22 protein-coding genes are annotated in these 21,923 nt (G+C 49.7%); all 22 read left to right on the forward strand.

Features of this window, described 5'->3' with window-relative positions:
- Positions 1-310: 310 nt before the first annotated feature.
- The 22 genes from DZK30_RS11610 (at position 311) to DZK30_RS11715 (ending at position 21,922) form a co-directional block, all read left to right on the forward strand.
- On the forward strand, positions 311-2,401 hold the full coding sequence (locus tag DZK30_RS11610) for a dipeptidyl-peptidase 3 family protein (RefSeq protein ID WP_118974303.1): 2,091 nt from the start codon (positions 311-313) through the stop codon (positions 2,399-2,401).
- A gap of 154 nt (positions 2,402-2,555) precedes the next feature.
- Entirely contained in the window at positions 2,556-2,951 is a 396-nt protein-coding gene (locus DZK30_RS11615) for an NADH-quinone oxidoreductase subunit A (RefSeq protein WP_118974304.1), read from the forward strand.
- 90 nt (positions 2,952-3,041) lie between these two features.
- Complete coding sequence (locus DZK30_RS11620) at positions 3,042-3,611, forward strand: NADH-quinone oxidoreductase subunit B (protein ID WP_118974684.1); 570 nt, start codon at positions 3,042-3,044, stop codon at positions 3,609-3,611.
- Between the two features lie 8 nt (positions 3,612-3,619).
- Positions 3,620-4,141: an NADH-quinone oxidoreductase subunit C gene (locus DZK30_RS11625; protein ID WP_240432906.1), complete on the forward strand. Its 522-nt coding sequence runs from the start codon at positions 3,620-3,622 to the stop codon at positions 4,139-4,141.
- Positions 4,142-4,512: 371 nt separating this feature from the next.
- Positions 4,513-5,727: an NADH-quinone oxidoreductase subunit D gene (locus DZK30_RS11630; protein WP_118974306.1), complete on the forward strand. Its 1,215-nt coding sequence runs from the start codon at positions 4,513-4,515 to the stop codon at positions 5,725-5,727.
- Positions 5,728-5,795: 68 nt separating this feature from the next.
- Positions 5,796-6,290 (forward strand): NADH-quinone oxidoreductase subunit NuoE family protein, encoded by a 495-nt coding sequence (locus DZK30_RS11635; protein ID WP_118974307.1) that lies wholly within the window; start codon positions 5,796-5,798, stop codon positions 6,288-6,290.
- A 2-nt stretch (positions 6,291-6,292) separates the two neighbouring features.
- Positions 6,293-7,000 carry a DNA alkylation repair protein gene (locus DZK30_RS11640; RefSeq protein WP_118974308.1) on the forward strand — a complete coding sequence of 236 codons (708 nt, stop codon included), beginning with the start codon at positions 6,293-6,295 and terminating at the stop codon, positions 6,998-7,000.
- Positions 7,001-7,076: 76 nt separating this feature from the next.
- Complete coding sequence (locus tag DZK30_RS11645; protein ID WP_118974685.1) at positions 7,077-7,499, forward strand: VOC family protein; 423 nt, start codon at positions 7,077-7,079, stop codon at positions 7,497-7,499.
- Positions 7,499-8,341, forward strand: coding sequence for a nuclear transport factor 2 family protein (locus tag DZK30_RS11650; RefSeq protein ID WP_118974309.1), 843 nt, complete (start codon positions 7,499-7,501; stop codon positions 8,339-8,341). The genes DZK30_RS11645 and DZK30_RS11650 overlap by 1 nt, the downstream gene beginning before the upstream one ends.
- Before the next feature lie 4 nt (positions 8,342-8,345).
- Positions 8,346-8,603 carry a hypothetical protein gene (locus DZK30_RS11655; RefSeq protein WP_118974310.1) on the forward strand — a complete coding sequence of 86 codons (258 nt, stop codon included), beginning with the start codon at positions 8,346-8,348 and terminating at the stop codon, positions 8,601-8,603.
- Between the two features lie 44 nt (positions 8,604-8,647).
- Positions 8,648-9,994, forward strand: a complete 1,347-nt coding sequence (gene nuoF / locus DZK30_RS11660; protein ID WP_118974311.1) for an NADH-quinone oxidoreductase subunit NuoF — start codon at positions 8,648-8,650, stop codon at positions 9,992-9,994.
- A 16-nt stretch (positions 9,995-10,010) separates the two neighbouring features.
- Positions 10,011-10,391, forward strand: a complete 381-nt coding sequence (locus DZK30_RS11665) for a four helix bundle protein (protein ID WP_118974312.1) — start codon at positions 10,011-10,013, stop codon at positions 10,389-10,391.
- Between the two features lie 105 nt (positions 10,392-10,496).
- Positions 10,497-11,600 carry a 2Fe-2S iron-sulfur cluster-binding protein gene (locus DZK30_RS11670; protein WP_118974313.1) on the forward strand — a complete coding sequence of 368 codons (1,104 nt, stop codon included), beginning with the start codon at positions 10,497-10,499 and terminating at the stop codon, positions 11,598-11,600.
- A 44-nt stretch (positions 11,601-11,644) separates the two neighbouring features.
- Entirely contained in the window at positions 11,645-12,727 is a 1,083-nt protein-coding gene (gene nuoH, locus DZK30_RS11675) for an NADH-quinone oxidoreductase subunit NuoH (RefSeq protein WP_205529422.1), read from the forward strand.
- Positions 12,728-12,809: 82 nt separating this feature from the next.
- Positions 12,810-13,289 carry a NuoI/complex I 23 kDa subunit family protein gene (locus DZK30_RS11680; protein WP_240432907.1) on the forward strand — a complete coding sequence of 160 codons (480 nt, stop codon included), beginning with the start codon at positions 12,810-12,812 and terminating at the stop codon, positions 13,287-13,289.
- A 118-nt stretch (positions 13,290-13,407) separates the two neighbouring features.
- Entirely contained in the window at positions 13,408-13,929 is a 522-nt protein-coding gene (locus DZK30_RS11685; RefSeq protein WP_118974315.1) for an NADH-quinone oxidoreductase subunit J family protein, read from the forward strand.
- Between the two features lie 28 nt (positions 13,930-13,957).
- Complete coding sequence (gene nuoK, locus DZK30_RS11690; RefSeq protein ID WP_205529423.1) at positions 13,958-14,257, forward strand: NADH-quinone oxidoreductase subunit NuoK; 300 nt, start codon at positions 13,958-13,960, stop codon at positions 14,255-14,257.
- Between the two features lie 62 nt (positions 14,258-14,319).
- Positions 14,320-16,209, forward strand: coding sequence for an NADH-quinone oxidoreductase subunit L (nuoL, locus tag DZK30_RS11695; RefSeq protein WP_118974316.1), 1,890 nt, complete (start codon positions 14,320-14,322; stop codon positions 16,207-16,209).
- An 11-nt stretch (positions 16,210-16,220) separates the two neighbouring features.
- The gene (locus tag DZK30_RS11700; protein WP_118974317.1) at positions 16,221-17,105 is read left to right on the forward strand and encodes a TonB family protein; all 885 of its coding nucleotides are present in this window, start codon (positions 16,221-16,223) and stop codon (positions 17,103-17,105) included.
- Positions 17,106-17,152: 47 nt separating this feature from the next.
- A complete protein-coding gene (locus DZK30_RS11705) occupies positions 17,153-18,574 on the forward strand; it encodes a complex I subunit 4 family protein (protein ID WP_118974318.1) in 1,422 nt (473 codons plus the stop codon).
- Positions 18,575-18,658: 84 nt separating this feature from the next.
- Positions 18,659-20,047 carry an NADH-quinone oxidoreductase subunit N gene (locus DZK30_RS11710; RefSeq protein ID WP_118974319.1) on the forward strand — a complete coding sequence of 463 codons (1,389 nt, stop codon included), beginning with the start codon at positions 18,659-18,661 and terminating at the stop codon, positions 20,045-20,047.
- Positions 20,048-20,227: 180 nt separating this feature from the next.
- Positions 20,228-21,922 (forward strand): hypothetical protein, encoded by a 1,695-nt coding sequence (locus DZK30_RS11715; RefSeq protein WP_162903037.1) that lies wholly within the window; start codon positions 20,228-20,230, stop codon positions 21,920-21,922.
- The last annotated feature ends 1 nt before the right edge of the window (position 21,923 follow it).

The following is a 21,923-nucleotide window of genomic DNA, read 5'->3' on the forward strand; positions in this document are numbered from 1 at the left end:
AATGTGGGAAGCCTTGTTCAGCGCAAAAATAAGTCCTTTAACGTTTGCAGCGGCTTGTTTATTATGAATGCGTAAACGGAGAGCCCGTATACAGACAGTTCCTGGTGGGATGCCCTATTGACTACAATCGAGCCGGAAGCCTGCAGAAAGCAAAAACAGCGACTTATTTAATCCGTTAGCATTGCCCTTAATCCTCCGCCAGGTAGACAGGAAATGACTCTTTCGTACCTGGGGGAAACATTTTCTCCTGCTTGTCTTATCGCTTTTTCCTACTTTTAAAGCCTGTTTTGAAAAAAATAGACGATCTATTATGAAAAAAACACAACTAGGAATCATGTTACTTTCCGGAACATTACTGTTTTCGGCCTGTGGCGAAAACAAGGTTGGCGAGGCCGGCAGCGGCGAACAAAAAAAGGAAGCTGCAGGCTACGATGCCAACTTTAAGGTAAACGCAGAATCCTTTGCTGATCTGCAATTGCTTCGCTACCAGGTGCCGGGCTTCAACGAGCTGTCCCTGCAGCAAAAGACCCTTGCCTACTACCTGTACGAAGCGGCATTGGCCGGACGTGACATCTACTACGACCAGGCCGGTAAATACGGGTTGACCCTGCGCAAGACCATAGAAGCGATCTATGGTACCTACAAAGGCGACAAAAACAGCGAAGACTGGAAAAAATTCCAGGAGTATGCCGGCCGTGTCTGGTTCAGCACGGGCAACCATCACCATTATTCCAAAGACAAGTTCGTTCCCGAATGTTCCTTTGAATATTTTTCCGAACTGGTAAAAAACAGCGACCAGAGCAAGCTGCCGCTGGACCAGGGCGAAGCGGTGGATGCTTTTCTTACCCGCATGAAGCCGGTGATCTTCGATCCTAAGTTTGCACCCAAAATGGTAGACCTGAGGGCCGGTATCGACAATATTGCCAACTCTTCCGTAAACTTCTACGAAGGCGTGACCCAGAAAGAAGTGGAAGCTTTCTATGGCGATGCCGCCAAATTTCCGCACAGCGACCAGGAGCCCGAATGGGGCCTGAACAGCAAGCTGGTGAAGGAGAACGGCCAGATCGTGGAAAAGGTATGGAAAGTAGGCGGTATGTACGATGCGGCTCTGCAAAAGGTAGTATACTGGCTGGAGAAGGCTGCGGGCGTAGCAGAGAATGAGCAGCAGAAGAAAGCGCTTTCCCTGCTGGCCGAGTATTACAAGACCGGCGACTTGCACAAATGGGATGAATACAACATCGCATGGGTAGGCGACACGGCCAGCCGTATCGATGCCAGCCTGGGCTTCATCGAAGTATACAACGATCCTATTGGTAAAAAAGGCAGCTTTGAAAGTGTGGTATCCCTGAAAGATATGGAAACCACCAAGAAGATCGCTGCTATTGCCAAGGAAGCCCAGTGGTTTGAAGACAACTCGCCCCTGATGCCCGAGCATAAAAAGAAGCAGGTGAAGGGCATTACCGCCAAAGCGATCACCGTGATCGTGGAATCGGGCGATGCGGCCCCCAGCACGCCTATCGGCATCAACCTGCCCAACTCCGACTGGTTAAGAAAAGAGCATGGCTCCAAGTCGGTGTCCCTGAGCAATATCGTACATGCCTATAACGAGTCCAGCGCCGGCAGCGGTATGCTCGACGAGTTTACTGCCGACCCGGCCAAGTTGAAGCGTATGAAAGAGTTCGGTAACCTGGCCAGTGACCTGCACACCGATATGCACGAGTGTATCGGTCACGCTTCGGGACAGATCAATCCCGGCGTAGCTACTCCCGACAAGACCTTGAAAAATTATGCCTCCTGCCTGGAAGAGGCCCGCGCCGACCTGGTTGGCCTGTACTACATCATGGACCCCAAGCTGGTAGAGATCGGTGTGATGCCCTCCCTGGAAGTAGGCAAGGCCGGCTACGACAACTATATGATGAACGGCCTCATGACCCAGCTTACCCGCATCAAGCTTGGCGACAAGATCGAAGAGGCGCATATGCGTAACCGCGCGCTCAATGCTTACTGGGTATATGAAAAGGGAAAGAAAGATAAGGTAGTCGAATTCATTAAGAAAGATGGTAAGACTTATGTGCAGATCAACGATTACGAAAAGTTGCGCGTCCTCTTTGGCGAATTGCTGAAGGAGATCCAGCGTATCAAATCGGAAGGCGATTTCAATGCCGGTAAGAATCTTGTGGAAACTTATGGCGTAAAAGTGAATCCTGAGCTGCACAAAGAAGTACTGGACCGTTACAATAAACTGAACCTGAAACCTTATAAAGGATTTATCCAGCCCCGCCTGGTACCCAAGATGGATGGCGACAAGATTACCGACGTTACAGTCGAATATCCCAGCTCTTTCTACGAGCAGATGATGGAATATGCCAAAAACTATTCGTTGTTGCCGGTTAAGAACTAAAGAAATAGCAAGGTTTTTGTGATATAAACCCCGGGTATTTACCCGGGGTTTCTCGTTTCCCGGCAGGGTTATTTTATTGTCATAAGTTTGTAAATTCCTGCAAGTTGCCCTACTTTTGTATGTTGGTACAATTCCAATTCAACCGATTGCATTTATGAGTATACTTTTCCTGGCAGCCGAAGCGACCAAAAGTGCCGGCAGTTTTATGCCCGTAGCGGTACAATTGTTGATCGCCGTTGGTTTTGTAGCGATTATGATGATCGCCTCGCATCTTCTGGGCCCTAAACGCCGCACCAGCGACAAGCTGATCAACTTTGAAAGCGGTATTCCTTCTATTGGCAATGCGCGGCAGCCTATGGCAGTCAAGTACTTCCTGGTAGCCATTTTGTTTGTACTGTTCGATGTCGAAGTGATCTTCTTCTATCCCTATGCCGTCAATTTCAGGGCCTTGGGCAAAGAAGGATTTTATGCTGTGCTTATGTTCGTTGCGTTTTTCTTTTGTGGTTTCTACTACATTATCAAGAAAGGCGCTTTGAAATGGGAAGATTAAGTATTAAGTGAAAAATCAAAATGAAAAATCTGAGTGAGTATAGTGTAGTTGATTTTTAACTTTTACGTTTTGAATTTTAAATTGGAATATATGCCACGTCCGGTTCAATATAACGAGAATAGTAAAGTAACCCTTGCCGATATACCGGAAGGGTATAGTGGAGAGGGGTTTATGGCCACCAAGTTTGACCAGGTAATCGGCCTGGCCAGGGCCAATTCGCTTTGGCCTTTACCTTTTGCCACCTCCTGCTGCGGTATCGAATTTATGGCTACTATGGGCGCCAACTACGACCTGGCCCGCTTCGGTTCGGAGCGTATGGGTTTTACGCCCCGCCAATGCGATATGTTGCTGGTGGCCGGTACCATTGCCAAAAAAATGGCGCCTATTTTGCGCCAGGTTTACCTGCAGATGGCCGAGCCCCGCTGGGTGATTGCCATCGGCGCCTGCGCCAGCAGTGGTGGTATTTTCGACTCTTACCCGGTGCTGCAGGGTATCGATCAGGTGATACCGGTAGATGTATACGTACCGGGCTGCCCGCCCCGCCCCGAAGGAATACTGGACGGTGTGCTGAAATTGCAGCAGATCGTGAAGCATGAAAGCCTGCGCCGTCGCCATAGCGATCAATACAAAGGGCTGTTGAGCGAATACGGCATACAATAATTCATTTTTTGATACCGAGGGGATACTTCGATATGACCAACGAACAATTAAAAGAACAGCTTTCCGCAACATTTCCCGAACTGAGCGAGTGGGACGAATCCTATGGCCTGCTGACCTTCAGGACGCCCGCGGCAAAGATCCTGGAGCTCTTGCAATTTTTGTACAACGATCCGGCCCTGCAATTCCGGTTCCTGACCGACCTTACAGGGATCCATTATCCCGACCGGGCTGGTGAGGAGCTTTGTGTCGCTTACCACCTGCACAACCTGGTGGATAATGTGCGCATCCGGGTAAAAGTTTATGTGCCTGTAGCGGCTCCCGATGTATATAGCGCCACACCCTTATTTTCGGGCGCCAACTGGATGGAGCGGGAAACCTACGACTTCTTCGGGATCAACTTTATCGGTCATCCTAATCTTACCCGCATTCTCAACGTGGACGAGATGGATTATTTTCCTATGCGTAAGGAATACCCGATGGAAGATCCTACCCGTATTGATAAAGACGATGAAATGTTTGGAAGAGGCTAGGTCTCTTTGAAAAATAAAGTGACTATGCGCATATAGGAAACGAGCTCAAAAAACAGGAGTAATGAAAAAGATACCTTTGGTTAATTATTAAAACGCTGATCTATGGCCATATGTCCGGCAATGCTGAATTAAAGTTGATATCTTTTTTTAAGCCCGGGTGCGCAGGCCACAAAAAAACAGCGGAGCATTGTTTTTTTGCCGCCTTTTTTGGTTCTTTTTTGGCGGAGCAAAAAAGAAAAAGATATTGACATCAAATAAAAAGACGGGTAAAGCAAAGTGTGTTAGTTAGTATTTATAGACGTATAAAACTTTGATTCCTTTATCCGGATAGTCATTAAATTAATATTAGAACTGTCAACCGCAGCATACAAATGACGGAACATCATATCAAGCTTGCCGAGGATTCGCTGGAGAAACAGACGACCACGATCAATGTGGGGCCTACACACCCGGCTACACACGGCGTGTTTCAGAATATCATGGAGATCGATGGTGAGCGCGTGCTGAGCACGGTGCCTACCATCGGGTATATCCACAGGGCATTTGAGAAGATCGCCGAACGCCGTCCTTACTACCAGATCACACCGCTTACCGACCGCCTGAACTATTGCTCGGCGCCCATCAACAATATTGGCTGGCATCTTACCATCGAAAAGCTGGTGGGTATGGATATTCCCAAGCGTGTGCAATACCTGAGGGTGATCATCATGGAGCTGGCACGTATCGCCGACCACCTGGTCTGTAATTCTGTAGTAGCAGTAGATACCGGGGCGCTTACCCCCTTTACCTATGTGTTCCAGTGGCGCGAAAAGATATATGAGATCTATGAAGAGATATGCGGATCGCGTCTGACCACTAATATAGGCCGTATCGGCGGCTTCGAACGTAACTTTACCGATGTCGCCTGGCAGAAGATCGATGCCTTTGTAGATGGATTCCCCAAGATGCTGAAGGAATTCGAGACGCTGCTTGACCGCAACCGTATCTTTATGGACCGCTGCATTGGCGCAGGACCCATCAGCGCAGAGCGGGCGCTCAATTATAGCTTTACCGGTCCCAACCTGCGCGCGGCCGGCGTCGACTACGACGTACGGATACATGCACCATACTCCTCTTACGAAGAATTTGAATTCAATATACCGGTAGGCACTACGGGCGATGTATACGATCGCTACCTGGTGCGTAATAAAGAGATGTGGGAAAGCCTCAGCATCGTGAAGCAGGCCCTGGAAAAGCTGAAGGGGCTGGATCCTACCATTTTCCACGCTGACGCGCCGGATTTCTACCTGCCGGAGAAAGCTGCCGTATATACCAAAATGGAGGCTCTGATCTACCATTTCAAGATCATTATGGGCGAGACTGATCTGCCGGCCGGCGAAGTATACCATTCGGTAGAAGGCGCCAACGGAGAGTTGGGTTATTATCTCATCAGCGATGGTGGCCGCAGTCCTTACCGCCTGCATTTCCGCCGTCCCTGCTTTATTTATTACCAGGCATTTCCCGAGATGGTTTCGGGCGGATTGCTGAGCGATGCGATCATAGCCTTGAGTTCGCTAAACGTAATCGCGGGAGAATTGGATGCGTAATTAATTGACAATGAAAAATTAAAAAGTTATTAGGCAGGTTTTGACTTTTGACTTTGGACTTTTGTTTTATGATACAGTTTTCTCAGGAAAAATTAAAAAAGGTAGAGGAGATCATGGCCCGCTATCCCGAAGGGAAGCAGAAAAGCGCACTGATCCCTTTGCTGCATATGGCGCAGGAAGAATTCGGCGGATGGCTGGATGTGCCGGTAATGGACTATGTGGCCAGCCTGCTTCATATCCTGCCGATTGAGGTATATGAGGTTGCTACCTTCTATACCATGTTCAACATGAAGCCGGTAGGTAAGTATGTATTGGAAGTGTGCCGTACCGGTCCCTGCATGCTGCGGGGCAGCGACCAGATCATCGATCATATCAAGAACAAGCTATCGATCAAAGAAGGAGAGACCTCGGCCGACGGCCTGTTTACATTAAAACCGGCGGAGTGTCTGGGTGCCTGCGGTTATGCGCCCATGCTACAGCTGGGTAAGCATTTCAAGGAAAGCCTGACGATCGAAAAAGTAGACAACCTGCTGGACGAACTAAGAGCTGCAGCTAAAAATTAAGTATGACGCTGGAAGAAGTCATGTCGCAACTGGAGCAGATGGGTACCGAGCAGACCCGCAAAACCTGGCGCAATCACGGCGCCCGGGGCGCGGTTTTCGGTGTGAAGATCGGCGACATGAAGACGATCCAGAAGAAAATAAAGCGCGACCAGGAGCTGGCATTGGCGCTGTATAAGACCGGTAACTCAGATGCGATGTACTTTGCCGGCCTCATTTGCGACCCGCAAAAAATGACGAAGAAGCAATTGCAGGACTGGGCCAAAAACGCCACCTGGGGCATGCTGAGCGAATATACCGTACCCTGGGCTGCGGCCGAAAGCAAATACGGGCACGAACTGGCGCTGGAATGGATTGAAGCTAAGGAAGACGAGGTACGATCTGCAGGATGGAATACCTACAGCGGCCTGCTGGCACTGAAAAAAGATGAAGAGCTGGACATAAAGGAGATCACCGCCTTGCTGGACCGGATCAGGAAGACGATACACGAGCAAACAGAGCGAACCAAATATACGATGAACGGCTTCGTCATTTCTGTAGGGGGCTATGTGGCCCGGCTTACGGGAAAAGCCAAGGAAACAGGAAAGGCTATCGGTACCGTTTATGTGGATATGGGTGGTACTGCCTGTAAAGTGCCTGATTCTGTTGCTTATATCGAGAAGATAGAAGGAATGGGCAGGGTAGGAAAGAAAAAGAAAACAGTATTTTGTTAAGGAAAAATTTCCGCCGCTTATAGGCTCCGGTTTTTTTGACTTTTGATTTTTGACTTTTGATTTTTTAATGAATCATATGGAACCGATCACCCCTTATCTCAATTTTAATGGCAACGCTGCCGAGGCGCTGGCCTTTTATGCCAAAGCTTTCGATGGCGAAATCGTTTTCCAGCAGCCCTATGGCGATAGCCCTATGGCAGGTTCGCCCGACTGGAAAGATAAGATCATGCACGCCACCTTCCAGGCCGGTAGCCTGACGCTGATGGTGAGCGATACGCCCGGTCCCGAAGAACAGGTAACGGCCGGCAGCAATACGCAGCTATCGCTCAACTTCAAGCATGAAGAAGATATTGATCGCGTGTTTGCCGCCATGAGCGAAGGCGCCCGTATCACGATGCCGTTGCAGGATACGTTCTGGGGCGCGAAATTCGGGATGCTGGTCGATAAATTCGATATTCATTGGATGTTCAATTTCGATCGTCCCAAAGAGCAGCAGTAATGAGCAACTTCATCGGAAAGATCGGACTGCTTTTTGTGTGTATATTGATTGGTATGGCCGGCCGGGCGCAGGAAAAATTGCCTACCGGATTGTACCGGAGTATTAGTTTAAGTTCTTTTAAATATATCGATCCTGTTTCCCTGGATACCTTTTATGCAGATCCGGCAGCAGTGTGTACCGCAGCCGACTTCAGCGAAGTAAAGGCAGTGCTCGATCAGGCGCAGCAACCAGCAGTGGAAATAACGTTGACAGAGGCAGGAAAGGAGAAATTTGCGCAAGCTACGAGGGAGAACATTGGCAAGAAAATAGCAGTTATCGGCAATGGCAAATTGCTGGCAGCACCTGTGGTACAGGAAGAGATCGCCGGCGGACGCCTGACAATTGCGGGCAATTTTACGCTGGAAGAAACCCGGGCCCTGACGCAACGGATCAGCAAGGATATGCCGGCGCGATCGCATGGCGCCCATGAGGCTAAAGGAAAAGCGGCTTTGGAAAAAGCTTGCCGGCAGCTGGATGACGCGATGCTGAACATAGACACGGTTGCGCTGAAACAGTTGCTGCACATACAGCTCAGCGTAGGACATTCCAATGGCCTGGTCGAAAGCAAAGCCGAACTGCTGCAGCATTTGCGCAGCGGTTATTTGAAATACAGCAGCATTGTAGCAACCGGGAGCCCCGAAATGCAGTTTGTAGACAGAGTGGCTACGGTGAGAAGAGCGATAAAAGTAAAGGGTTCTTTGCAAGGGACGGCATTTGACGTCACGCTGCAGGTGCTTGAAGTGTGGCTTGAAGTAGATGGAAGCTGGCAATTACTGTGCAGGCAGAGTATAAGAAAGCAATAGCCATATGCATTGGAGATATATATTGTTGTCTGGTTTGATCGTTGCAGGTTGTAAAGAGTCGGCTGACCATGCCAGGGAAGTGCAGCAGGAAAGCCTGAGGCAATTTGATTCGATCAACAAGACATTGGAGGAATCCAACGCCAGGGTTTTAAGGGATGATAGTCCTGAAGACCATTTACAGAGCGCAAAGAGAAGACAGGATTCCCTGCTTCATGCGCAGAAACATGAACAGAGCGAAGCCGGGGAAGCTTCTGATCAGTAAAAACATAACGCAATCGGTAATACGATTGCCTGAAATATTGAGTTATGAAATTATTATTAGAGAACGAACATATAGAGGGCATCCGGTACTATGAAGCCTATCGTAAGCACGGCGGTTACCGCAGTGTGGAAAAGGCATTGAAGATGACGCCGGAGGAGATTGTGGAAGAAGTGAAGAAGAGCGGCCTGCGTGGCCGTGGCGGTGCCGGCTTTCCTACCGGTATGAAATGGAGCTTCCTGGCCAAGCCCGAAGGCGTACCCCGCCATCTGGTGTGCAATGCCGACGAATCGGAGCCGGGTACCTTCAAGGATCGTTACCTGATGGAATTCCTGCCGCACCTGCTGATCGAAGGGCTTATTGTCTCTTCGTTTGCGTTGGGCTCCAATGCCACCTATATCTATATCCGTGGTGAGTATGCCTGGATACCCGATATCCTGGAGCAGGCCATTGCCGAAGCAAAGAATAATGGCTGGCTGGGTAAGAATATCCAGAACAGCGGCTTCGATTGCGAAATATACGTACAGCGCGGCGGCGGCGCTTATATCTGCGGTGAAGAAACGGCGCTGATCGAATCGCTGGAAGGCAAACGGGGCAATCCCCGTATCAAGCCGCCTTTCCCGGCTATCGCCGGCCTGTGGATGCGCCCGACTGTGGTAAACAATGTAGAAACCCTGGCGGCAGTGGTGCCCATCATCAATATGGGTGGTGAAGAATATGGCAAGCTCGGCGTGGGCCGTTCTACCGGGACCAAACTGATGTCGGCCTGTGGTAACCTCAACAAGCCCGGTGTATACGAAATACCGTTCGATCTTTCTGTTGAAGAGTTTATTTTCAGCGACGAATATTGTGGCGGCATCCCTAACGGCAAGCGGCTGAAAGCCTGCATCCCGGGCGGTTCTTCTGTACCCATACTACCCGCCAACCTGCTGCTGAAAGATGCCAAAGGCAATACCCGCCAGATGAACTATGAAAGCCTTTCGGAAGGGGGCTTTGCTACCGGTTCCATGCTTGGTTCCGGCGGCTTTATCGTGCTCGACGAAGACCAGTGCGTCGTGCGCCATACCATGAGCCTCGCCCGCTTCTACAACCATGAAAGCTGCGGACAGTGCTCACCTTGCCGCGAAGGAACCGGTTGGATGTACAAGCTATTGAAGAGCCTCGAGTATGGAAAAGGAAGAATGGAGGACATCGATCTGCTATGGGACATACAGCGTCGCATTGAAGGCAATACCATATGCCCGCTGGGCGATGCTGCCGCCTGGCCGGTAGCTGCCGCCATCAGGCATTTCCGCGACGAATTCGAGTGGCATGTATTGCACCCCGAAGAGGCGCAAAACCGGAACTTCGGATTGGCCCATTACGCCGATCCGCTGGAAGTAATTCAAAATTAAAAAGGCAAAAATAATAATGGATGCGGCTGAAAATAAGGGTGAAAAAGTAGGGAAGCCTTTTGATATCGGCCATAGATGTTTTTATTTTTCAAAGGAAGTAATACAATTTGTAAAGAGTACCAGGTTTGAGATTGTTTTTTCTTCGTTGTTTGATCAACTAGTCAGAGCGTCTACATCGATTGGAGCCAATGTTGTGGAAGGGAAGGCTGGTGTCAGTAGAAGAGATTGGTTGAAGTACATGGGTATTGCATTGAAGTCTGCAAATGAAACTAAGTATTGGCTTTGTCTGATCCGGGATGCTTTTGGGTATGATAAGGAGAAAATTAATGCGATGGTAGCTGAAGCAGACGAATTGTCAAGAATCATCGCTTCTATCATTATAAAAGGAAATAAGTGATTTAATTTATTATAGATGGAAGAGCAAATTTTGAGGTTTGGATTGGGTGTGTTTCAATGCTGCATTTTTGACTTTTGAAATTTGACTTTTGATTATTTGTGAATCATGGCTGACAATATTAAAGTAACGATAGACAATATCACGGTCGAGGTGCCCATGGGAACTACGATCCTGGAGGCTGCGCGTAAGATCGGTGGCGATGTTGCACCGCCTACGATGTGCTATTACAGCAAGCTGAAAGGCAGTGGTGGTAAGTGCCGCACCTGCCTGGTGGAGGTGAGCAAGGGCTCCGAGAAGGATCCCAGGCCCATGCCCAAGCTGGTGGCCAGCTGCCGTACCGGTGTGATGGATGGTATGGAGGTGAAGAGCATGACTTCCGACAAGGTGATCGATGCGCGTAAAGGGGTTACCGAGTTCTTGCTGCTGAACCACCCGCTGGATTGCCCCGTATGCGACCAGGCAGGCGAATGCGATCTGCAGAACCTGGGCTATGACCATGGTAATGCAGGCACGCGCTACGAGTACGACCGCCGTACGTTTGAACCCGAAGATATCGGTCCGCACATCCAGCTGCATATGAACCGCTGTATTATGTGCTTCCGCTGTGTGTTTACCGCCGACCAGCTGACCAATACCCGCGAGCACGGTATTCTCGACCGCGGCGATCATGCCCGTATCAGCACTTGTATCAGCAAGGCGCTGGACAACGATTTTATCGGTAATGTGATCGACGTATGCCCGGTAGGGGCGCTCACCGACAAGACCTTCCGGTTTAAGAACCGCGTATGGTTTACCAAGCCGGTAGATGCGCACCGCAACTGCAGCAACCCTAAATGCTGTGGCGAGGTACGGCTGTGGATGCGTGGTGAAGAAGTGTTCCGGGTAACCGCGCGCAAAGACGAATGGGGCGAAGTGGCCAATGCCAGCAATGGTGAGACCGGCTGGATCTGCAACGAATGCCGTTTCGAGAAAAAAGAAACAAAAGACTGGGTAATCGAAGGGCCTACAAAAGTGGACCGCCATAGCGTGATCGCCCAGGGGCATTATGCCGGCAAGGTAGGTACGGCAGGGCAGCCTGTGCTGATCGATAAAGTGATCGGCAAGCAGCCTCAGCTTACCCTCGATATCCATACCGTAAGCGATGTGAACAAACCGTCGTACCACCTGGACCAGATCGAAGGACCTGCCCATTCGGACGATTTTAAATAGTTTTCAACCTAAGGTTTTTACAATCTTATTACTTTTGCGCCATCATGCTCTTATTATCAATCGACTGGATATTCATCATTGAGAAAGTAGTTCTTATCCTGGTGATCATACTTTCCTCCTTCGGGGTAGCGGCTTATGCCACCTGGGGCGAGCGCAAGGTGGCTGCCATCATGCAGGACCGTATAGGGCCGGCAAGGGCAGGTATCTTCGGCCTGCTGCAGCCCCTGGCCGACGGCGGCAAGCTTTTCTTTAAGGAAGAGATCGTGCCCGACCGCTCTACGCGTACCTTGTTCATTATGGGACCGGCCCTGTTCATGGTCACGGCATTGATGACCAGCGCAGTGATTCCCTGGGGACCGGATTTCTCGATGACCATAGGCGGTACCGAGCGCAGCATTTCCCTGCAGGTAGCCGACATCAATATTGGTATTCTGTATGTTTTTGGCGTAGTCAGTCTTGGTGTATACGGCATCATGCTGGGCGGCTGGTCGTCCAACAATAAGTTCTCCCTGCTGAGCGCCATCCGTGCGGCCTCCCAGTCGATCTCTTACGAGCTGGCCATGGGCCTTAGCCTTATCGCCGTATTGATGGTGACCCAAACCCTGTCGCTCCGTGAGATCGTTGGCCAGCAACATGGCTTCTGGAGCGATGGTTATTTTACCTGGAACTTTTTCAAGCAGCCCCTGGCCTTCCTAATCTTCCTCGTTTGCTCCTTTGCCGAACTGAACCGTGCGCCCTTCGATATGCCCGAGTGTGAGAGCGAACTCAACATGGGCTACCACCAGGAATATTCTTCCATGAAGCTGGGATTGTATCTCTTTGCAGAATATATTAATATGTTTATCAGCTCCGCAGTACTGTCGACCGTATTCTTCGGCGGCTACAACTTCCCCTGGATGGACCAGGTGCAGGCGGCCGTGCCCGGAGGACTGTTCTCTGTGATCTGTGTTACAGTGCTGATGATCAAAGTGGTGGGCTTTATCCTGTTCTTTATGTTCATTCGCTGGACGCTGCCACGTTTCCGCTACGACCAGCTACTTAACCTGGGCTGGAAGGGCCTGATCCCGCTGGCCCTGATCAACCTGGTGGTTACCGGCGCTGTGATCTTATTCTTTTTTAATAAATAGTAACCGAAAAAAACGGATCCCCCGGGATCGAATTGTGGATATGCAGTTAACTAAAAGATCGATAGCGGTAAACAGGAGCCCGATGACCTTCGGAGAGAAGATCTATTTACCCGCTATTGCCAAGGGTCTTAAGATCACGGTAGGTCATATATTCAAGAAGAAGGCAACAGTGAGCTACCCGGAGGTAACGCGTCCCTTCAGCCCGGTTTTCCGTGGGCTGCATGTGCTGAACCGCGATGAGGAGGGCCGAGAAAAATGTACGGCCTGCGGTTTGTGTGCCCTGGCTTGCCCTGCGGAGGCCATTACCATGGAGGCCGCCGAAAGGAAGAGGGGTGAAGAGCACCTGTACCGCGAGGAAAAATATGCCGCGCGTTACGAGATCAATATGCTGCGTTGCATTTTCTGCGGCTATTGCGAAGAGGCCTGCCCCAAGGATGCGATCTACCTAAGCGAGACCGTAATGCCTTCCAATTATACCCGCGACTATTTTGTGTACAAGAAGCAGGATATGCTGATCACCGATGAGCAGATGAAAAAAAGAGCAGAAACAGGTAAAGGATAACCATAATGCAAAAATAAAAAATGTAAAAAAACAAAAAATGGGATCGTTGTAAGAGCAAGTATCTGGGCATTATTTCACTCCTGTTCTACTTTTTACGTTTTACTTTTTAATTTCTCAAATGAGCTTACACGAAATCTTATTCTACTTTTTGTCCCTGATGGCGCTCGGTTGTGCTTTGGGCGTTATCCTCAGCCGCAATCCGGTAAAGAGCGTGCTCTTTCTCATCGCGACCTTCTTTGCTATCTCGGGGCACTACGTGCTCATGAATGCGCAGTTCCTGGCTATAGTCAACATCATCGTGTATGCCGGTGCGATCATGGTACTTTTCCTTTTTGTCATCATGCTGATGAACCTTAATGCCGATGCCGAGCCGCAAAAGAGCCGTCTGGTGCAGTTTGCGGCCGTATTGAGCGGCGGCGCCCTTTTCCTGGTCATTATTGCCGCCCTTAAAACGGCGGGTATTCATACAGAAGGCAACAAGATCGATGGCAGCGGCGAGATAGGGTTGATCCATAACCTGGGCCAGGTGCTGTTTAGAGAATACGTGCTGCCTTTCGAGGTGAGCAGTGTGCTGTTCCTCAGCGCTATGATCGGCGCCATGGTGATTGGTAAAAAAGAAGAGGCAAAATCTGAAGCCTGATCTATTCAACGCAATAAAATTTGATACTGTGTCTATACAATATTATTTGTTCCTGAGCCTGGCCTTGTTTGCCATTGGTGTGATGGGGGTACTGATGCGCCGCAACGCCATTATCGTATTCATGTGCATCGAGCTGATGTTGAATGCCGTGAACCTGCTGATGGTTGCCTTCAGCAAAATGATGGGCAACTCCGATGCACAGATATTCGTGTTCTTTATTATGGTAGTGGCCGCAGCTGAAGTGGCGGTTGGATTGGCCATTATCGTGATGATGTACCGTAAGGTGCATTCGGTAGACATCAATATCCTGAACCGCCTGAAGCACTGACGGTCCCGGCCCGGCTTAAACATTTGTTACCCTTTTTAATATAAGTATACCAGTACTGGTTTATGAAAGATTTAGTTTACTTAGTTCCGCTTTTCCCGCTCATCGGCTTCCTCATCAATGGCTTGCTCTGGAAGTCCATGCCAAAGAAAGTTTCCGGGCTCCTGGCAAGCCTTGCCATGCTGGCATCTTTTGCCGTATCCCTGGGTATCTTCTTTGAAGTGAAGAACAATCCCGCTGCGGGAGGCGTCGTACACCTCTTCGACTTCATTCACTCCGGTACCTTACATATTCCCTTTGCCTTCCAGGTAGACGCTTTGTCTTCCCTATTCCTGCTGATCATTACCGGCGTCGGTTTCCTGATTCACGTGTACTCCACGTCCTATATGCACGACGATCCCGGGTTCACCAAGTATTTTGCCTACCTCAACTTCTTCGTTTTTTCGATGCTGCTGCTGGTGCTGGGCGCCAACTATGTGATCATGTTCATCGGCTGGGAAGGCGTGGGCCTTGCTTCTTACCTGCTTATCGGCTTCTGGTATAAAAGGAAGGACTATACCAATGCGTCCAAGAAGGCCTTTATCATGAACCGTATCGGCGACCTAGGCTTCCTGGTAGGCATGTTCCTTACGCTGTACCATTTCGGCACGGCCAGCTATGGCGAGTTGTTCCCGCAATTGACCTCCGGCCTGCCCGACGGCGTTTCCGGCAATACGATGAATGCCATTGCGATCTGCTTCTTTATAGGCGCCATGGGTAAGAGCGCCCAGATACCCCTTTACACCTGGTTGCCCGATGCGATGGCCGGCCCTACACCGGTATCGGCGCTGATCCACGCAGCAACCATGGTAACGGCCGGTATCTATATGATCGCCCGCAGCAGTGCCATCTACAACCTTGCTCCTGTAGCACAAAGCCTGGTAGCGGTGATCGGTCTGGCTACGGCATTGTTTGCCGCCAGCATTGCGTTAAAGCAATATGATATTAAGAAAGTGCTGGCTTACTCTACGGTGAGCCAATTGGGTTATATGTTCCTCGCCCTAGGTGTAGGCGCTTATACCAGCGCCGTGTTCCACGTGATGACGCATGCGTTCTTTAAAGCCCTGCTGTTCCTGGGTTCCGGTTCGGTGATCCATGCCATGGGCGGAGAGCAGGACCTGCGCTTCATGGGTGGCCTGGGCAAAAAAATGCGTATTACGCAAATCACCTTCCTGCTTGGTTGCCTGGCTATTGCCGGTATTCCCGGCTTCTCCGGCTTCTTTTCCAAAGATGAGATACTGGCGGCAGCGTACGCAAAGAATCCGGTCTATTATTACCTGGGGCTTTTGGGAGCGTTGATGACTGCTTTCTATATGTTCCGCCTGTACTTCTATACCTTCACCGGTAGCTTCAGGGGTACACATGAGCAGGAGCATCACCTGCATGAAAGTCCTGCGGCGATGACTATCCCTCTGATATTGCTGGCGGTGCTGGCTGTAGTTGGCGGTTATGTAGGTCTGCCTGAGGTATTCAGCGAGCATCATTTGCTGAATGAGTACCTGGCGCCTGTGGTACAGAATTTCGATGTGCATCACCTGAGCCACGAGACGGAGTGGATGCTGATGGGACTTTCAGTAGGCCTTATCGTGGTCATGATCGTGCTGGCCTATGCCAGAACCAAAAAACCTGCCTTTAAAGAAAATACCGGTATTGCCAAGGTGCTGGAGAACAAGTGGTATGTGGATGAGCTCTACGATAATGTAATTGTGAAGCCCTTGAAGAGCATAGCCCTGGTGTTGGACAAATATGCCGAGCGTAGCGGTATCGACGGCGTTGTGAATGGAGTGGGTCGCCTGGTAAGTTGGGGCAGCAACCGGATGCGGCTGTTGCAGAACGGGCAGGTAGGTACTTATATTTTTGCCATGGTGATCGGTATTGTGCTGCTGCTGGCTGTAGGCTTGTTGATCGTAGGGTAATCCATAATAGTATGAGGGTACAATTGATCCTTTTTGCTTTTCTCGTTTGCTCTTTTACCGTAGTGGGGCAGGATACCTTGCATTTTTACTTCAATGGGAAATGGGAGCAGGAGCAGGAGATGGATAAAGCAGTCTATCATCGCAAAGCTGTCGCAGTTTCGGAGGGGTGGTATGTTATGGATTACTATTCAAAAAGTATGAAGCCCAGAATGAGCGGGACCTTTACATCGCTGGAGAAAGAAGTAAAACAGGGAATGTTCGTTTACTATTACGAGAACGGTAACAGGGAAAAAGCGGGACGATTCTACAGCGACTATAGAATGGGATCCTGGCAAACCTGGTACAGAGATGGGACGCTACGCTCGAAGGAAAACTACGTTGAAAGAGAAGGTCTGGTGGATACGCTCATAAAAGAGGGAGTGGTAGCTTTCGGAGGCAACATAATGGATGTAATGTATATCGTCGAACAAAAAGGCGTATTCGATGGGAAGTCTGAATGGTTTTATCCCAATGGTCAAATCAGTTCAGAAGAGGAGTGGAAAGTAAAGCTGCTTTCTGTGGAGCACTGGAATGAAAAGGGAAAAAAAGAGCCGATTAATAAAGATAGGCCCTCTCTCCTTTTCCCCGCAGGAATTGCTGAAGTACCTCTTACTAATATGAGAGCCTTCATTGAAGCGGCAGGCAAAAAGAATATAAAGGGTAAGATGTTGCTGGAGTTGTATATCGACGCAGAAGGGCATATGGAAAACGCATCCGTGCAAAAATCTTCCGGTGAATATAAAACAGATAGAGAGATCGTGACATTGCTGGAATATCATAACCCGGTGTGGATACCAGGTAAAATACATAACTTACCAGAAAGAATGAAAGTGAATCTGCCACTAAGTTTCAGGTAAAACATTTAGACAGCGCAAAAGAAAATAAACACAGTACAAATACAGCAATGATACTATTACTATTAATCTTAGTTCCGTTTGTAACAGGTCTTATCAGCTTCACATGGAAACATGGTTCGGTGAAAACCTGGGCCCTGGGTGCTTCGCTGATGACATTGGCCATTGCCTTCATCGCCTGCGCTGCCAATAGCCAGGCCATGCTGGTGTACAATGTGCCCTGGATCCCATCCCTCGGCGCCCGTTTCTGGCTGTTCGGTAACGGAATGAGTGTGGTGCTGGCCTTGCTGACCGCCATCGTTTTCCCTGTGATCTTTATCTCCCAGCGCAATAAGCCGGTTGAGGATGCGCATCGTTTCTACGGATTAATGCTGCTGTCGCAGGCAGGACTTATGGGTGTATTCCTGGCGCACGACCTGCTGCTATTCTATTTCTTCTGGGAGCTGGCGCTCATTCCCGTGTATTTCCTTTGTTCTACCTGGGGTGGCGAAAGAAGGATCCCTGTTACCTTTAAATTCTTTGTCTATACCTTCATGGGTAGCTTACTGATGCTGGCCGGCGTCATCTACCTCTACCTGCAAACACCGGGCCGCACTTTCGATTGGGATACCATCAGGCAAACCGGAGCTTCCCTGCCGGCCTTTGAGCAAGGCGCGGTATTCTGCCTGTTCTTTATCGCATTCGGTATTAAAATGCCGGTATTCCCTTTCCACACCTGGCAGCCCGATACCTACGAGCAATCGTCTACGCCGGTTACTATTGTGCTGAGCGCACTGATGGTAAAGATGGGCCTGTTTGCGACTGTAAAATGGCTGGTCAACATACTCCCCGAGGGAACCGTCTACTGGACCAATACCGTAATGGTACTTTCCGTGATCGGCATCATCTATGCTTCCCTGCTGGCTATGGTGCAAAGCGACATTAAGCGCCTGATCGCCTATTCTTCCATAGCGCACATTGGTCTCATGAGCCTGGGCATCTTTGCCAACGATCCCAATGGTATTGCTATGAACGGCCTTGTAGTACAGATGTTCAACCACGGCATTAACATTACGGGTATGTGGCTCATCGTATCGATGATCGAACAGCGCTACGGTACCCGCAACCTGCGTGAGCTGGGAGGTATGGCTGGTTCGGCGCCTACCATGGCCATTGCGTTGGTGATCATCGCCTTTGCCAATATTGCCCTGCCGCTGACCAATGGCTTTATTGGTGAGTTCATGCTGTTCCACGGCATTTTCCAAAGCGAGAACCCCTACCATATCACCTTTATGGTGCTGGCCGGACTGGGTGTGATCTTTGGTGCCGTGTACACCTTAAATATGGTTCAGAAAGTAGCTTATGGCGAAGCTAAAACAGCGGTTGTGGTAAAAGATGTGAGCAGTAACGAGCTCTTTGGCCTTATTGTGATCATTGGCATTATACTGCTGCTGGGTGTTTATCCCAAGCTGCTGTTCGGTATTATGGGCTGATCCCCGAAAATTCTGCAGCGAAGCTGCATAAGGCATATACAATACAATTAATAGTACAAAAGCTCCTCCAGGAGCGGGTTAAATATGAAACCACTTATAGCATCTGCATTATTCGGCGTTATTATGATGTTTGCCGCCCTGTCGGTAAAAGAGAAGAAAACGTTTACACTGCTGGCGACCTTGTTGCTGGCTGTGCTCACCGGGGTCAATATCTACGAGCTCGTGCATATTATGAACGGCGAGATACCGGAAGCCCTGTTTAATGGCATGCTGAAATATGGTTCCTTCTCCATCTGGTTCAATACCCTCATGACCGGCATCGCCCTGCTGTATGTATTGCTTTGTGGCAAACATATTGAGAAAGTGGGTCAACACACGGGCGAATACTACGCGCTTATCTTTTTTATTCTCTGTGGCGGCAACCTGCTCTCGGGATACAGCAACCTGCTGATCCTGTTCCTGGGGATTGAGATCATATCTATTCCGCAGTACATCCTTGCGGGCAGCGACAAGCGCAACCTTAAGAGCAGCGAAGCGTCGCTCAAGTATTTCCTCATGGGTTCCTTCTCTACCGGTATCCTGCTGATGGGCATAGCGCTGCTGTATGGTGCGATGGGCACTTTTGATGTCGCCAAATTTAACTTTATGGAACATAGCGTAGATGCTATGTCCCTAGGTGGTATCCTCCTCATCATGGTGGCGCTGGGCTTTAAAGTGTCCGCGGCGCCCATGCATTTCTGGACACCCGATGTCTACGATGGTGCGCCCACGCCATTCACGGCCATTATGGCCACTATCGTTAAGGCCGCCCTGTTTGTGGCTTTCCTGCGTTTGTTCAGCGAAACCTTCGGCGGTATTAACCAGCACTGGACCCTTGTGCTGGCGATCATTACAGCGCTTACCTTGTTTATCGGCAATATCACCGCGGTATTCCAGCAAAGCGTCAAACGTATGCTGGCCTATTCTTCTATCGCGCAGGCGGGCTTTATGCTGTTTGCGGTGCTGGCCGTTAACGCCACAGGGTTCAAAGGCATTATTATCTATGCTGTGGCATACAGCGTGGCTACGATCGGTATGTTTGCCGTGCTCATGAAGCTAAAGGATTATACTTATGATGGCTTCAATGGTCTGGGCAAAAAGCATCCCCTGCTGGCCTTCACAGCAACCATATTCCTGCTGTCGCTGGCAGGTATCCCCCTTACTGGTGGGTTCTTTGCCAAATACTTTGTGCTTACCGCGGTTTTGGAGCAAGGTACGGGCATGATGTGGCTGGTAATCTTTGCCCTGCTCATGGCGGCTATCAGCGCATATTACTACTTTAAGGTGCTGATGGCCATGTACTTCAAAAAGGGCGAGCCGGAGCTGGCCATGGAAGTGACCGCCGGAGATAAGTTCTTTCTAGGCCTGGCAGCCGCCATTATTATCGTGATCGGTGTAGCGCCCGATATCCTGCTGGCTTGGCTGAAGAATTAAATTAAGTGATCGTCAGATAAATTAATAAGCAATTAAAGAACCCGGTATAAAGCGGTCCCCCTGTGGATCGCTTTTTTTATCCCTTCTTTACCAATGCTATCAAAGGCGTTTTCACACGATCTTTTTTATCTTTACCCCATTATACAGGATTGCTGGTTGACCCTAAAGCTCAATATGCTCGTGAAAAAAAGTTTACTGTTCTCCTTAATAGGCGCATTTGTATCACTAGCCGCTACCGGTCAAACGACTTATCTGCCGCTACGTACGGAGGAGTACAACCTGCTCGACAGGTTAGAGACAAAAGGGGGAATGCTGACCAACGATTTTTATTCCACGTTGAAGCCTATTCCCAGGAAAGGCGCGGTCGCGTTTCTCAAAGAGATAACAAAGCCGATGCCTGGGGGACAAGGTATAGACCTCAGCGATATTGATTACGATAATATCCAGCGGGCGCTTTCCATCAGTGGTGAATGGTCCGAAACTGCCGATGGCGACGACGGCGCCTTACCTTCAGTAAGGCCTGTACTGAAGTACTTTTACCAGAAGCAGCCCGACCTGGTACATGTCAATACCGGCGATTTTTTCCTTGTGGTCAACCCTGTGCTCTATTTGCAGGCCACGAAGGAGCGGAATGTAGACGGGTTAAAATACATCAATACCCGTGGCGCCGAAATAAGAGGACGGATCTTTAATAAGATCGGTTTCTATACTATGGTTGCCGACAACCAGGAAAAGGCGCTGAGCTATATCGAGCAATGGGAGGCGCGTCACCAGGCCTTTCCCGGCGCCGACTATTATACCCGCAATAGTTCGGGTGCTTACGATTATTTGCTGGCAAGAGGCTATATCGATGTGGGTGCATTCAACGATCATTTCAATGTCACTTTCGGCTACGACAAGCAGTTTACGGGCGACGGCATACGGAGTCTGGAGCTCTCCGATTTTGGCGCACCGGCAACTTTTCTCCGGCTGCGGACGAAAATATGGCGGCTTCAATACGAAAACCTTTTCCTGGAGCTAACGCCGGCTTATGTGAGGGCAGGCGACCAACGCCTGCCGCGTAAGTATGCCAGCGTCCACCAGGTGAGTATGAACGTAACACCATGGCTTAACCTGGGCTTATTCGAGTCCACAATCTACGCTAAACCCGAACGCTTCGGGGCAGAATACCTGATCCCGGTCATCTTCTACAACAGCGTAGCCCGCGCATTGGGCGCCGACCAGAAAACTTCGCTAGGTATCAGCTTTAAGGCCATTGCATTAAAGCATCTCCAGTTTTACGGACAAGGTTATTTTGATCAGCTGCAGCCTGGCAAGTTGGGTAAGGGCTGGTGGGGCAACCAGTTTGGCGTACAGCTGGGCGCCAAGTATTTCGATGCCTTTACTTTACGGAACCTGGACCTGCAAGGCGAGGTGAACATTGTTCGTCCCTTTATGTATGCTGCCAACGACGGTGTTTCGGACTATACGCATTATAATCAGCCATTGGCACATCCTTATGGCGCCGGCTTTGCCGAAATTATAGGCACGGTACGGTACCAGCCTATTGTTAACCTTTATCTTTCTGCCAAGGGAATCTATTCCACACGAGGGACCGGTATACCGGGAATGCTCAATGCCGGCAACGATATCTTTGCCCGGTACGATACCCGTGGCGCCGATGAAGGCTATGGTCTTATCGGGGATCAGAAGTTGAATGGTACTTACTTCAATTTCAATGCCGCCTATGAGATCCGGCCCAATATTTTCCTTGAGGCCGGCGCCACCTACCTCGATCGCAATATCGGCGGAGGCCTCACTAACTATCCTGCATCCACTTCTTTCTATGGTGGGTTGCGCTGGAACATTACCCGGCGCGAGCCGGATTTCTTTTAAG

This window comes from Taibaiella koreensis, assembly GCF_003545715.1.
Taxonomy (GTDB): Bacteria; Bacteroidota; Bacteroidia; order Chitinophagales; family Chitinophagaceae; genus Taibaiella; species Taibaiella koreensis.